This window comes from Micromonospora sp. LHW51205 (assembly GCF_003315815.1).
In the GTDB taxonomy this organism is placed as follows: Bacteria; Actinomycetota; Actinomycetes; order Mycobacteriales; family Micromonosporaceae; genus Micromonospora; species Micromonospora chalcea.
In genome coordinates this window covers 1,236,188-1,248,944 of sequence record NZ_QMEZ01000001.1, presented here as the reverse complement: position 1 = coordinate 1,248,944, position 12,757 = coordinate 1,236,188, and the positions used below count along the sequence as shown (strand labels likewise).

General features: G+C 74.0%; 12 protein-coding genes. 6 read left to right on the top strand and 6 right to left on the bottom strand.

The features are described from left to right. Positions 1–55 precede the first annotated feature (55 nt). Positions 56–1,003 (top strand): zinc metalloprotease, encoded by a 948-nt coding sequence (locus DQE82_RS05860; RefSeq protein WP_113972163.1) that lies wholly within the window; start codon positions 56–58, stop codon positions 1,001–1,003. Between the two features lie 51 nt (positions 1,004–1,054). On the opposite strand, the gene DQE82_RS05855 is transcribed toward DQE82_RS05860, so the two are convergent. After that, positions 1,055–2,734 carry a DNA repair helicase XPB gene (locus DQE82_RS05855; RefSeq protein ID WP_043327178.1) on the bottom strand — a complete coding sequence of 560 codons (1,680 nt, stop codon included), beginning with the start codon at positions 2,732–2,734 and terminating at the stop codon, positions 1,055–1,057. 186 nt (positions 2,735–2,920) lie between these two features. Between DQE82_RS05855 and DQE82_RS05850 the strand changes: the two genes are divergently transcribed. Next, a complete protein-coding gene (locus DQE82_RS05850; protein ID WP_064448815.1) occupies positions 2,921–3,796 on the top strand; it encodes a L,D-transpeptidase family protein in 876 nt (291 codons plus the stop codon). Positions 3,797–3,921: 125 nt separating this feature from the next. Continuing rightward, a complete protein-coding gene (locus DQE82_RS05845; protein ID WP_030503577.1) occupies positions 3,922–4,158 on the top strand; it encodes a hypothetical protein in 237 nt (78 codons plus the stop codon). Positions 4,159–4,162: 4 nt separating this feature from the next. Here DQE82_RS05845 and DQE82_RS05840 read toward each other — a convergent pair whose 3' ends face one another. Continuing rightward, positions 4,163–6,625 (bottom strand): helicase-associated domain-containing protein, encoded by a 2,463-nt coding sequence (locus DQE82_RS05840; RefSeq protein ID WP_113972162.1) that lies wholly within the window; start codon positions 6,623–6,625, stop codon positions 4,163–4,165. Between the two features lie 37 nt (positions 6,626–6,662). Here DQE82_RS05840 and DQE82_RS05835 point away from each other — a divergent pair, with 37 nt between their 5' ends. Both DQE82_RS05835 and DQE82_RS05830 read left to right on the top strand, forming a co-directional pair. After that, a complete protein-coding gene (locus DQE82_RS05835; protein WP_113972161.1) occupies positions 6,663–7,286 on the top strand; it encodes an HAD family hydrolase in 624 nt (207 codons plus the stop codon). Positions 7,287–7,314: 28 nt separating this feature from the next. Further along, positions 7,315–7,701 carry a cold-shock protein gene (locus DQE82_RS05830; RefSeq protein ID WP_030503574.1) on the top strand — a complete coding sequence of 129 codons (387 nt, stop codon included), beginning with the start codon at positions 7,315–7,317 and terminating at the stop codon, positions 7,699–7,701. On the opposite strand, the gene DQE82_RS05825 is transcribed toward DQE82_RS05830, so the two are convergent. Further along, positions 7,662–8,492, bottom strand: a complete 831-nt coding sequence (locus DQE82_RS05825) for a 1,4-dihydroxy-6-naphthoate synthase (protein ID WP_113972160.1) — start codon at positions 8,490–8,492, stop codon at positions 7,662–7,664. The genes DQE82_RS05830 and DQE82_RS05825 overlap by 40 nt on opposite strands. Before the next feature lie 34 nt (positions 8,493–8,526). Continuing rightward, complete coding sequence (locus DQE82_RS05820) at positions 8,527–9,237, bottom strand: TetR/AcrR family transcriptional regulator (RefSeq protein WP_104115467.1); 711 nt, start codon at positions 9,235–9,237, stop codon at positions 8,527–8,529. A gap of 117 nt (positions 9,238–9,354) precedes the next feature. Here DQE82_RS05820 and DQE82_RS05815 point away from each other — a divergent pair, with 117 nt between their 5' ends. Next, complete coding sequence (locus DQE82_RS05815) at positions 9,355–10,338, top strand: NAD(P)-dependent alcohol dehydrogenase (protein ID WP_113972159.1); 984 nt, start codon at positions 9,355–9,357, stop codon at positions 10,336–10,338. Positions 10,339–10,394: 56 nt separating this feature from the next. On the opposite strand, the gene DQE82_RS05810 is transcribed toward DQE82_RS05815, so the two are convergent. Further along, a complete protein-coding gene (locus tag DQE82_RS05810) occupies positions 10,395–11,072 on the bottom strand; it encodes a futalosine hydrolase (protein ID WP_113972158.1) in 678 nt (225 codons plus the stop codon). Then, complete coding sequence (locus tag DQE82_RS05805; protein WP_113972157.1) at positions 11,069–12,679, bottom strand: MFS transporter; 1,611 nt, start codon at positions 12,677–12,679, stop codon at positions 11,069–11,071. The genes DQE82_RS05810 and DQE82_RS05805 overlap by 4 nt, the downstream gene beginning before the upstream one ends. Positions 12,680–12,757: the final 78 nt, after the last annotated feature.

Below are 12,757 nucleotides of genomic sequence, written 5' to 3'. Positions count from 1 at the left end.
CAGCTTTGACAACCCCGCGTCGGTACTCCTTTCATGCCTTCCGAAAGGTGCAACGATGCACAGGAAACCGACGATTCACCTGGCAGTGCTCGTCGCTGCCGCCGCCACCTTCCTGACCGCCGGCGGAGCCCCCGTCGCGGCCACGGCCGCCTCTCCCGCCGCCGCCGAGTGCGAGCCGGGCGCGGACAGCCACAGCGCCGCCCGGGTACGCGAGGGCGCCATCGCAAAGGAGCCCGCGCTCTACTCGACGAACGAGGCCAAGGCGTACGGCGTCATCAAGGACTCGCCGCGCCTCGCCAACGGCAGCGTCACCGTGCCGACGGTCTTCCACATGATCTCCGACCACGAGCTGAGCGCGGCCGAGAAGGCCCGCTGGAACACGCTCATCTCGGCGCAGATGACGGTGCTCAACGACTCGTTCGCGGGTCGTACCGCGGCCGACGCGTCGGACACGCCGTTCCGCTTCTCGCTGGTCGACACCACGTGGACCGTCAACAGCACCTGGTACACGGTGGTGCCGGGCAAGAACGAGCGGGACATGAAGAAGGCGCTCTACACCGGTGACTCCCGCACCCTGAACGTCTACGCGGCGAACATCGGTGACGGGCTGCTCGGCTGGGCGTACTTCCCGAAGGGCTACAACAACGGCCGCGACTACATCGACGGCGTGGTGATGCTGGACGAGTCGATGCCGGGCGGTACGGCCGGCAAGTACGCGCTCGGTGACACGCTCACGCACGAGGTGGGGCACTGGCTGATGCTGGAGCACACGTTCGCGCACGGCTGCTCCGCGTCCGGCGACTTCGTGGCGGACACGCCGCGTGAGGCGGCGCCGCAGTTCAACTGCCCGATCGGGGCGGACACCTGCACCGCGCCGGGGCTGGACCCGATCCACAACTTCATGGACTACACGCAGGACTCCTGCATGAACATGTTCACCCCGGGCCAGGCCGACCGGATGAGCGACGCCTGGGTCGCGTTCCGCGCCAGCGGCAAGGGCTGACCGCGAGACCGGGCGGGCCGCACCACGGCGGCCCGCCCGGCCGCGCGCCGGTCAGTCGACAGTCGGCAGCGTCGGCCCGAGCACGTCGTCGGCGTCCACGATGGTGTACGCGTACCCCTGCTCGGCCAGGAAGCGCTGCCGGTGCGCGGCGTACTCGGTGTCGATGGTGTCCCGGGAGACCACCGTGTAGAAGTGCGCCTGCCGCCCGTCGGCCTTCGGGCGCAGCACCCGCCCGAGCCGCTGCGCCTCCTCCTGCCGGGAGCCGAACGTGCCGGACACCTGGATCGCCACCGCCGCCTCGGGCAGGTCGATGGAGAAGTTGCCGACCTTCGAGAGCACCAGCGTCCGCAACGAGCCGGAGCGGAACGCGTCGAACAGCCGCTCGCGTTCCTTGTTCGTGGTGGAGCCCTGCACGATCGGCGCGTCCAGGTATTCGCCCAACTGGTGCAGCTGGTCGAGGAACCCACCGATGACGAGGACCTGCTCGTCCGGGTGCCGGTCCACCAGCGCGCGGACCACCGGCAGCTTCGTGCGGGCGGTGGCCGCCATCCGGTAGCGCTCCTCGGCCTCCGCCGTCGCGTACGCCATGCGCTCGGCGTCGGTGAGCGTCACCCGTACCTCGGTGCACTCCGCCGGGGCGATCCAGCCCTGCTGCTCGATGTCCTTCCACGGCGCGTCGTACCGCTTCGGGCCGATCAGGCTGAACACGTCGCCCTCGCGGCCGTCCTCGCGTACCAGAGTCGCGGTGAGGCCGAGCCGGCGGCGGGCCTGGAGGTCCGCCGTGAAGCGGAAGATCGGCGCGGGCAGCAGGTGCACCTCGTCGTAGACGACCAGGCCCCAGTCGCGGGCGCCGAACAGGTCCAGGTGGGTGAACGCGCCGCCGCGCCGCGAGGTGAGCACCTGGTACGTGGCGATGGTGACCGGGCGGATCTCCTTGCGCTCGCCCGAGTACTCGCCGATCTCCTCCTCGGTCAGCGACGTGCGGGCGATCAGCTCCCGCTTCCACTGCCGTCCCGCCACCGTGTTGGTGACCAGGATCAGCGTGGTCGCCTTCGCCTCGGCCATGGCCGCCGCGCCGACCAGCGTCTTGCCGGCGCCACAGGGCAGCACCACGACGCCGGAGCCGCCGGCCCAGAACGCCTCGACGGCTTCCCGCTGGTACGACCGCAGCGTCCACGGCTTGCCGCCGTCCTTGCCGGCCTCGGCCAGCTCGATCGGGTGCGCCTCGCCGTCCACGTACCCGGCCAGGTCCTCGGCCGGCCAGCCCAGCTTGAGCAGCGCCTGCTTGAGTCGGCCCCGCTCGGACGGGTGCACCGCGATGGTGTCGTCGTCGAGCTTCGCGCCGAGCATGCCGGCGAGCTTCTTGCTCTTGGCGACCTCGATCAGCACCACCCGGTCCAGCGCGCGCAGCACCAGGCCGTGCACCGGGTCGTTGGCGAGCTGGAGCCGGCCGTACCGGTCCATCGTCTCGGCCACGTCGACCAGCAGCGCGTGCGGCACCGGGTAGCGGGAGTACTTGATCAGCGAGTCGACCACGCCCTCGGCGTCGTGGCCGGCGGCCCGCGCGTTCCACAGGCCCAGCGGCGTCAGCCGGTACGTGTGCACGTGCTCGGGGGAGCGTTCCAGCTCGGCGAAGGGCGCGATGGCCATCCGGCACGCCTGCGCGTCGGGGTGGTCGATCTCCAGTAGGAGCGTCTTGTCCGACTGCACGATCAGTGGTCCACCGCTCACGCCAGCGTCCTCTCGCATCGCCCGGAACCCCGCTGCCCGGAACCCCGCCGCACCCCGGCTGACCTGCCGGAGGCCGACCAACCAGTGTTGCACGCCGGAGGGCTGCGCAAAAAAGTCCGGCTGGACAGGCAACGTCATACTCGTCCCACACGTCTAGCAAGCGGGACGACTGTCCAGGGAGGGCCCATGCAGCGTGTCCGGTTTCTCGCCCGGGTCACCGCCCTGGCGGTGGTCGTGCTGGTCGGTGTCGGCGCCTGCGCGCTCGATCCGCAGGCGGACGGCGCCGGGGGGAGCACCCCCGGCCCGGTCGGGCTGACGGAGGGAGCATCGGGGGCGAGCGCGTCGCCCACGCCGGAGCAGCCGGTCACGTCCCCGTCGGCGCAGCCGAGCCGGACGGCCTCGCCGAAACCCTCCCGATCGCCGGAGGCGACGAAGACGACGAAACCCGGGCCGAAGCCGAGCGCGTCCGCCGGGTGCCCGCAGGGCGAGCACCAGCGGGCCGTGGAGACGTACCTGACCCGGCTGGGCGGCTTCGGGACGCTGACCGTGGACGGCGAGCAGTCCGCCGCCGACTGCGCCGCGATCAAGAAGTTCCAGGTCCGGTACGGCATCAGCCCGTCCTCGGGTCGCGCCGGCCCCACCACGTACGACGTGGCGAAGCGGCTGGCCGCCACCGACACCGCGCGGTGCAAGGCCGGTTCCCGGCTGACGTTCTGCGTCGACCTGACCCGGCAGACGGTCTGGGCGATGCGCGGCGGCGAGGTGGTGATGGGCCCGACAGTGACCCGCACCGGCATGTCCGGCTACGCCACCCCGGCCGGCACGTACTCGGTGGGGCGGAAGAACCCGCGCGAGTGGTCCAACCCGTACGAGGTGTGGCTGCCGTACTGGCAGCAGTTCAACGGCGGGATCGGCTTCCACGAGACCACGACATACCTGCACAACGGCGCGATCGGCTCGCACGGCTGCGTGAACCTGCTGCACCGCGACGCGGTACGCCTGTGGGAGCTGGGTTCGGTCGGCACCCGCGTGGTGGTGATCGGCCGCCGCCCCGGCACCTGAACCGGCCCGGAACCCGCCCTCACCCGTGACCGGACGGCCCGGATCAGGGTTTTAACCCCTGTCCGCCCGGTCCGGCAGGTGCCACTCTGGAAGCCGGGTCCAAGCCGGGACGGGGAGGGACTGCCATGACCGTTGACCAGGACGTGCTTCCCGACGAGGAGCGGACGCAGCAGCAGGAGGTGCCCACGGCGGTCCTGTTCGGCTACGCGGCCGCCGCCGTCGGGGTGTTCGGCTGGTTCCTGTTCGGGCTGTTGGTGCAGCAGCAGGGCTTCGTGGACTCGGTCGGCGAGTCGGCCGGCGCGGCGTTCGCGTTGCTGCTGGCCGTGTCGGTGGTGGGCACGTTGCGCCGCAACGGGGAGTGACGCCTCACTCCTCCAGCACGGCCGCGGTGATCCGGTGCAGCGCGAACGTGTGCAGCATCTCCGTCCGGTCGTCCTCGGCGCGCAGGTAGCCGGCGCCGATAGACACCGGCCGGACCAGCCGGGACGCGGTCGCCCCGTGCGCGTCGACGTAGCCGACCCAGACCAGCGCCTTGTCCCGTACCGCCTGCTGGAGCACCGCCAGCGCGTCACCGTGACCGGGCACCGGGGCGGGACCGCCCGCCGCCGCGCCGCCCCGGACCACCGCCGGGGCCCGCCGCGCGGCCCGGGCCGCCGCGTCGCCCCGGCGGATCTGCTCCACCACGCCGAGCAGACGGGGCATCGGCAGCTTCGGCGTGGCGAGCGGGTCCACCGCGCGGCCGATCCCGGTACGGGCCGGCGCCCGCCGGGTCTTCGGCCGGGCCAGCACCGTCGCTCCGCTGGCGTCCTCGGGCACCGGGGCGTACCCGGCGTCGCGCAACGCGGTGAGCATCCGGTTGACCTGGTACGGCGTGACCAGCACGGTGGGTGCGAGCCGGCGGAACGCCAGCGGCTCCAGGCGCCGGTCGGCCTGCACCTCGGTGAGCAGCGCCTCGTCGTCGCTGCGCACGTATGCGCCGGACGACCCGACGCGCAGCCCGCCGTGCTTGCGGGCCACGTCGTCGACCAGATAGGTCAGGCCCTGCGGCACCGGGGTACGGGACCGGCGGCGGAACAGCGCGTGCAGGTCCTCCGCGGTGTAGCCGGCGTCCAGCGCCCGCCGGATGCTTCCCGTGGTGACCCGGTGCACGCTCGCCCCGCCCGCCGACTCGTGCTCGGCCACCACGTCCAGTTCGGCGGCGAGCGCCGGGTCGGGCGGGCCGGGCACCACCACTGTCAGGTCGGCCTGCACCAGCACGTGGTCGACCGGGGCGGGCAGCAGCCCGTCCAGCGCGCGGACGGTGGTCGACGGGTCGCCCGACTCGGCGTCGGAGCGCAGCCCGAGCGGGTCGTCGCCGCGTTCGTCGGCGTCGGTCAGCTCGGCGAGCAGCAGCCGCCCGTACGTGGTGAGCGCGCCGAGCCCGGTCACGCCCAGCGAGGCCGCCTCGGCCAGCACCTCCCGGTGCGCCGTCTCCCGCCCCCGGGCCCGCCGGGGCGCGCGCCAGTCCAGCAGTTCCAGCACCTCGTCCGGGGTGGGCGCGGTGCCGGCCGGCAGGTCGGCGAGCACGGCGAGCACCGCACGCCGGGCGGCGGGCGCGCCGGCTCGTTCCGCCTCGGCGGAGAGCACCGAGATGGGCCGGTCCCGGTCGTCGCGCTGCCCGATCAGGCCGGCCTGGCGGGGCATCGACATCCAGGCGCGGGCGAGCTGCTCCCAGCGCTGGGCCAGCGACGCCGCGCGCCACACCTCGTACCCGCCGGTGGGCAGGATCTGCTGGTCGCCGCCGTAGCGGGTGGTGGCCGCGCCGGTCAGCTCCATCTCACCGGTCAGCCCGGCCGCATACGCGACCTCGAACAGCAGCGCGGTGGTCGTCTCGTCCAGCCCGAGTCCACGGGCGAGCCGGCGCAGGTCGCGGACGCCGACGCCGCCGGAGCGCAGCACCGGGGCCGGCTCCACGATCAGCGCCTCCAGCAGCGCCTCGGTGTGCCGGACCACCTCCATGGTCTGCCCGGCCCCGGCCGAGTCGACGGACTTGACCTCGCGGGGCGGGCCGGACACCGCGGGTGGGCTGGTGCGCAGCGGGCCGAGCGGGCCGGAGTCGCGGCGCAGCACCAGCCCCACCTCGCGGGGCAGCTCGACGGTGCCGTTGCGGCCGCCGGACATCCGCACCAGCAGCCGGTGCTCGACCAGCCAGCGGATCGGGGAGCCGGTCGGCGCGCCGCCGTTCACCAGGTCCGGCGGGAGCACGTCCTCGGCGCCGGTGGCGGGGGCCTCCAACGCGCCCGGCGCGACGGTGCCGACCGGCGGTCCGGCGGCGAGCCGGTCCAGGACGGCGCGGGCCGAGGGCGGGGCGGACAGCAGCGTCCGCCGCAGCTTCGCCGGGTCCGCGCAGAGGGCCGCCACGCGCGGGTCCAGCTCCGCCGCCGGCCGGCCCAGCCCCGCCGGGTACGGGGACACCTCGTCGATGCCCCCGGCCACGCACAGGTCGTGCTCGGGGCCGTACAGCAGGAACCGGGCCCGGAGCCGGTCGACGGCGGCGCGGACCGCGGTGGGCGCGGGGGGTCGTGGCCCGGCGGTGGCCATGGCCAGGATCTGGTCGGTGGAGGTGGCGCCCTCGGGGCCGCGGGTGAGGCGGGCGGCGTCGAGGATCTGGAGGGTGAACTGGTCCAGCCCGTCGAGCGCCCGGGCCACGGAGACCCGGGACTGGGCGCGCAGGGCGAGGGCGGACACGTCGGCCGGCACCGGTACGACGAGGTCCGGCCGCAGCTGGAGCAGCGCGGCGAGGGACTCGTCGGGGAGGGCCCGCAGGTGGTCGGCGAGTGAGGTGGTCATCGTCGTACCACGCTAGCCCGCTGGGTAGGTTCTCGGCATGCCTCCGCTGATGGTCGGCTTCGACCTCGACATGACACTGGTCGACTCCCGCCCCGGGATCGCCGCTGCGTTCCGGGCGCTCACCGCGCGGACCGGCGTGCACGTGGACGGGGATCTGGCGGTGTCGCGGCTGGGCCCGCCGCTGCGCACCGAGCTGGCGCACTGGTTCCCGCCGGAGCGCATCGAGGAGGCGGTGACGCTCTACCGGGAGCTGTATCCGGCGTACGCGATCACTCCGACGGTGCCGATGCCGGGCGCGGATGCCGCGCTGCGCGCGGTGCAGGCGCGCGGCGGCCGGACGATGGTGGTGACCGCGAAGATCGGCCGGCTGGCGAAGCTGCACCTGGACCACCTCGGGCTACCGGTGGACGAGCTGGCCGGGGACGTGTTCGCCGAGCAGAAGGCGGTCGCGTTGCGCGAGCACGGCGCGACGCTCTACGTGGGTGACCACGTGGCCGACATGGCCGCCGCGCGAGCTGCGGGAATCCCAGGCGTGGCAGTGGCGACCGGTCCCTGCTCGGTCGACGAACTGACCGAGGCCGGGGCGTACCTGGTGCTTGATGATCTCGTCGAATTCCCGAGGGCGCTGGACCGGATCATCGGGCTAGCCTTGGAGGGGTAGACGGTTCGAGTGGAGCGGGGTTCAACAGGTGCCGACGGGTCGAGTGAAGTGGTACGACGCCGCCAAGGGGTACGGGTTCGTCACCAGTGACGAGGGTGGCGACGTGTTCCTGCCGAAGGGCGCGCTACCGGCGGGTGTCGCCGACCTGAAGGGTGGCCAGCGGGTCGATTTCAGCGTCGTGGACAGCCGGCGGGGCGCCCAGGCGATGGGGGTCAAGCTGCTGGAGGCGCCGCCTTCGGTGGCGGAGCTGCGCCGCCGGCCGGCCGAGGAGCTGCACGGCCTGGTCGAAGACATGATCAAGGTGCTGGAGGCGAAGGTCCAGCCGGACCTGCGCCGGGGTCGCTTCCCGGATCGGAAGACCTCCCAGAAGATCGCTCAGCTGGTCCACGCGGTGGCGCGCGAGCTGGAGGTCTGAGGGACGAGCCCGGCGTCGGCGGCCCGGTCCAGCAGCGCCTCCACGGCGGCGAAGCCGGCCTCACCCAGGTCGGCGGTGAACTCGTTGACGTAGAGGCCGATGTGCCGGTCCACCACGTCGGGCTCCATCTCCTGCGCGTGCGCGAGGACGTACTCGCGGCTCGCAGCCGGGTCGGCCCACGCCTGGCGTACCGACTCGCGGATCCAGGCGGCGGCCTCGGCCGGGTCGACAGCGCCCCGGCGGGCCAGGATCGCGCCCAGCGGGATCGGCAGCCCGGTGTCGCCCTCCCACCACTCGCCCAGGTCGACGAGCGCGGTCAGCCCGTGCCGCGGGTAGGTGAAGCGCGCCTCGTGGATCACCAGGCCGGCGTCGTACCGGCCGGCGGCCACGCCCGGCATGATCTCGTGGAACGGCACCACCTCGATGCGCGCCGGCGCCTGGTCGGCCGCCCAGAGCCGGAACAGCAGGTACGCGGTGGTCCGCTCGCCGGGCACCGCCACCGTCGCGCCGGACAGGTCGGTCCGGTCGCCGCGGGTCAGCACCAGCGGGCCGCAGCCCCGGCCGAGCGCGCCGCCGCAGGGCAGCAGGTGGTAGTCGTCCAGCAGCCAGGGCAGCGCCGCGTAGCTGACCTTCACCAGGTCGAACGCGCCCCGCTCGGCGGCCGTGTTGGTCACGTCGACGTCCGCGTAGGTCACCTCGACCGGCGGCGCGCCGGGCACCCGGCCGTGCACCAGGGCGTCGAAGACGAACGTGTCGTTGGGGCAGGGGGAGATCGCCAGGGAGAGCGCCACGTCCCCACCGTAACCCCGGGGACCGGGCCGCCCGTCACAGCGTCCGGTGTGACGTCCAGCCGTTCCGGTGCAGCCGTTCGATGCCGTCGAGCAGCAGGTCCAGCGCGAACTCGAACTCGAACTGGTCGTCGCAGCCCGGCCCGACGACCGAGTCGCCGTCGTGCGACGCCGCGGTGGCGATCGCCGCGAGGTTGGGGAACCGGGCGGCCATCTCCGGCGGCAGGTCGGCCGGCGGCTCGGGCACTGTCGCGCCGGACCGGCCGGCCTGCCGGGTGGCGTCGAACAGTTCCTGGCTGAAGCCCAGCACCCGGCTGCCCATCGCGTGCATCACGTGGTGGGCGAGGTCGGTGGAGAACCCTCCGGCGCGCAGCGCCCCGACGGTGGAGTCGAGGTACGCCAGCACGGCCGGCGTCGCCGTGCTGCGGGACTCGATCGCCAGCGGCGCCCAGGGGTGGCGCAGCAGCACCTGTCGCGCCGAGAGGATGCGCCGCCGGATCGCCTGCTTCCAGTCGCCGGGCTCCGGCGGATCGATCTCCGCGACCACGACGTCGATCATGCCGTCGACCAGTTCGTCCTTGTTCGCCACGTGCTTGTAGAGCGCCATCGGCACGACGCCCAGGTCTTGGGCGAGGTTGCGCATGCTGAGCGACTCGATGCCGGTCCCGTCGGCGAGCGCGACGGCGGCACGCAGGATCCGGTCCCTGCTCAGCGGTGCCCGGCGCACCTTCTCCGCCTGCTTCGGCATGTGGTTCCTCGCCTTCCCGGGGGCGGTTGTCACAGTATCCGCCTTGACTGGTGTACGGCGTACACCTAGCCTGGTCCCATCGAGGTGTACGCCGTACACCTGGGAGGGAGCGGGACCGTGAGAGCGATCGTCCAGGACCGGTACGGCCCACCCGAGACACTCGCGCTGGCCGACGTCGACACGCCCGTACCCGCCGCCGACGAGGTGCTGGTCCGGGTCGAGGCGGCCGCGCTCAACGCGTACGACTGGCACGTCATGCGCGGCGATCCCCGGCTGTCGCGGCTGGCGCTCGGCCTCACGCGGCCCCGGGCGCGCATCCGTGGCCGCGACGTGGCCGGGCGGGTCGAGGCCGTCGGCGCCGGGGTACGGCAGATACGTCCCGGCGACGCCGTCTTCGCCGACCTCGGCGAGGCCGACGGCGCGTTCGCCGAGTACGTGTGCGTACCCGAACGCCTGGTCGCGCCCCAGCCGGCGAACCTGTCCCCGGAGCAGGCCGCCGCCCTGCCGCTCGCGGGCGTCACCGCGCTCCAGGGGCTGCGCGACGCCGGGCAGGTCCGGCCCGGCCACCGGGTCCTGATCAACGGGGCGTCCGGCGGCGTCGGCACGCTCGCCGTCCAGCTGGCCAAGGCGCTCGGCGCGACGGTGACGGGCGTGTGCCGCACCCGCAACATCGACCTGGTCCGTTCGCTCGGCGCCGACCACGTGGTCGACTACACCCGCGACGACTTCACCCGCGCCGGGCGCCGGTACGACGTGGTGTTCGACCTGGTCGGCAACCGTTCGCTGCGCGCGCTGCGGCGCGCGTTGACGCCGACCGGGACGCTCGTGCTCTCCGGCGGCGGCGTCTACCGCGGCGGCAGCCTCATCGGACCGGTCGGGCTGCTCGCCCGCGGACGGCTGACGGCGCCCTTCGTCCGGCAGCGCATCGTCGCGCTCGCCACCTCACCCGGCCGGGCGCACCTGGACGCGCTCCGCGAGCACGCCGAGGCCGGCCGGCTCACCGTGGCCATCGACCGTACCTATTCGCTCCACGAGGTGCCCGACGCCATCCGCTACCTCGAAACCGAGCACGCGCGGGCGAAGGTCGTCGTCACCATCTGAGGCCGTCGTCCCCAGCCCGGCGAGTTGTCCACAGGGTTGTCCACAGGTGGACAAGATCAGTGGAGGGCGGCTGCGGCGCTGGTCAGCGTGGCGAACGCCTCGCGCATCCGCCACGCGCTCCGGTCGCGCGGACCGATCGGGTTGGAGACCGTACGCAGCTCGGCGAAGGGCACACCGGCCTGGGCGGCGGCGACCGCCACGCCGTACCCCTCCATGGCCTCGGCCACCGCGTCCGGGTGCCGTTGCGCGAGCGCCGCCGTGCTCGCGGCGGTGCCGGTCACCGTGCTCACGGTGAGTACCGTGCCGACAGTCGCCCCCGGCAGGGCGGCCCGCAGCCCGGCCAGCAGGCCCGGGTCGGCGGGCACGATCCGGCCGCCGCCCAGCAGCTCGGGGGGCATCCCCAGGTCCTCGACCGGGATGAACCCGCCGGGTGACTCGGCGCCCAGGTCGGCGGCGACACTGCGGTCGGCGAGCACCGTGCCGCCCACCGCGACCCGGCCGACGAAGCCACCGGCGATGCCGGCGCTGACCACCGCCCGGTACGGCCGCCCGGCCGCCTCGGCCAGCGCCAGCAGCCGTGCCGTGGCGGCAGCGGCGACAGCCGGGCCGACACCGACCGGCAGCACCGTCACGTCCGGCGGTGCCGTCCCGTCCGGCGCGGCGGATGCGGTCAGGCCTGCGCGGATCGCCTCGGCCTCGGCGGGTACCGCCGTGACCACGAGCAGCCCGGTCACGCCACCGGCCCCCGGGGGTCGCGCCGCTCGGTGTCCTCGACGCCGGAACCGCCCACCGATGAGGAGGGCCGGTAGATGTGGAAGCCGGGCGGCGCGAGCCCGTCGTCGTCGGGCGGGCCGGCACGCTGGGGCGCCGGTGACGTGGGCGCCGGGTCGTCGAACGAGGTGGTGGCCGGTTCCGCGGCCCGGGTGGCCTGCTCCGCCGCCAGTTCCTCGTCGCCGAGCGGCCGGCCGACCAGGTGCTCACCCCGCAGCTTGCCGGCGACCAGCACGCCGCGTACGGCCACCAGCGCGGCCACCACGGCGGCGACGGTCACCCCGATCAGCCCGGTGAACGGCACCAGCCCGAGCCCGCCCCCGGCTACGAACGCGAGCATCAGCGCGGTCTCCGAGTGCGCGAACGAACTGGCCCGCAGCCGCTCCGGGATGCGTTCCTGGATCGAGGCGTCCACCGTCAGCTTGGCGATCCCGCTCATCATCGCCGCCACCAGGCAGAGCAGCGCCACCATGGGCAGGGAGAACTTCAGCGCGGCGAGCACCGCCACGCCGGCCACCACTATCGTGCCGCTGGACTGGAGCGCGGTCGGCCGGTGGATGCGCAGCCGGGTGCCGATCGCGGTGGCCAGGAACGTGCCGACGGCCAACGCGCCGCCGACCAGGCCCAGCGCGCCCTGGGCGCCGAGGTTACGGCCGAAGAAGTCGGTGGTCAGGTCACCGGCCTTGATGGCGAAGGCCAGGAAGAGCAGCAGGAAGCCGTAGAGCCCGCGCAGCGCCGCCGCGCCGATCAGCGTGGCGATCACCAGGCGGCCGGCCGGGCGGCCCCGGCCCAGCGGGCGCTCGCCGTCACGGCGGCGCATCGCGCGCAGCGGGTGCGGCATCCGCTCCGGCGGCTCGGAGTCGGCCTTCGGCGGCAGCCGCAGGGAGATCACCATGCCGACCAGGAAGATCACCGACGCGACCCGCAGCGGCCACTGCGGCCCGAACCAGAACGCGGCCAGCCCGATCGGCGCGACGAGCGCGCCCGCCACCGTGCCGTAGACGCTCGCCCGCGCCCCGACCTGGGACAGTCCCAGGCCCTCGGGCAGCAGCCGGGGGACCGCTGCCGAGCGGGCCACGCCGTACGCCCGGGAGAGCGCGAGCACGCCGAACGCCGCCGGGTAGAGCCCGAAGCCGCCGATGTAGTCGGAGATCAGCCAGGCCAGGAACGCGCGGCCGAGCATGGTGGTGGCCAGCGCGTACCGCCGGCCGTGGCGGAAGTGGTCGAGCAGCGGGCCGACCACCGGGGCGAGCATGGCGAACGGGACCATGGTCACCAGCAGGTAGAGGGCGACCTTGTTGCGTGCCTCGCCCAGCGGCACGTCGAAGAAGATCGTCCCGGCCAGGCCGATGGCGATGAGCGTGTCGCCGGCGCAGGAGAGGGCGTGCAGGTCGAACAGCCGGACCATGCCCACCTCGTTGCCGGCGCTGCGGGCCCGGGCGGTGCCGGCGCGGCGGGTCATCCAGCGCCCGCCGTGCAGAGACCCGCGCAACAGCAGCCGGGTGGCGCGGATGCCGGTGCCGACGGTCCGCCCCAGAAAGGAGCGGCCGGAGCGGGAGGACAGCGCCATGCGTCCCATCCTCGCCCATTCGATCCACGCGCGCCGCATCACCCGCGGAGAACGACTCCGGGGAGTGCCTGTCACCCG

Excerpts from the sequence above, each read along its gene's own strand:
- DQE82_RS05820 (WP_104115467.1), bottom strand. The coding sequence starts at position 9,237 with ATGCCGAAGCAGGCGGAGAAGGTGCGCCGGGCACCGCTGAGCAGGGAC.
- DQE82_RS05840 (WP_113972162.1), bottom strand. The coding sequence starts at position 6,625 with ATGACCACCTCACTCGCCGACCACCTGCGGGCCCTCCCCGACGAGTCC.
- DQE82_RS05860 (WP_113972163.1), top strand. The coding sequence starts at position 56 with ATGCACAGGAAACCGACGATTCACCTGGCAGTGCTCGTCGCTGCCGCC.
- DQE82_RS05805 (WP_113972157.1), bottom strand. The coding sequence starts at position 12,679 with ATGGCGCTGTCCTCCCGCTCCGGCCGCTCCTTTCTGGGGCGGACCGTC.
- DQE82_RS05850 (WP_064448815.1), top strand. The coding sequence starts at position 2,921 with ATGCAGCGTGTCCGGTTTCTCGCCCGGGTCACCGCCCTGGCGGTGGTC.
- DQE82_RS05845 (WP_030503577.1), top strand. The coding sequence starts at position 3,922 with ATGACCGTTGACCAGGACGTGCTTCCCGACGAGGAGCGGACGCAGCAG.
- DQE82_RS05835 (WP_113972161.1), top strand. The coding sequence starts at position 6,663 with ATGCCTCCGCTGATGGTCGGCTTCGACCTCGACATGACACTGGTCGAC.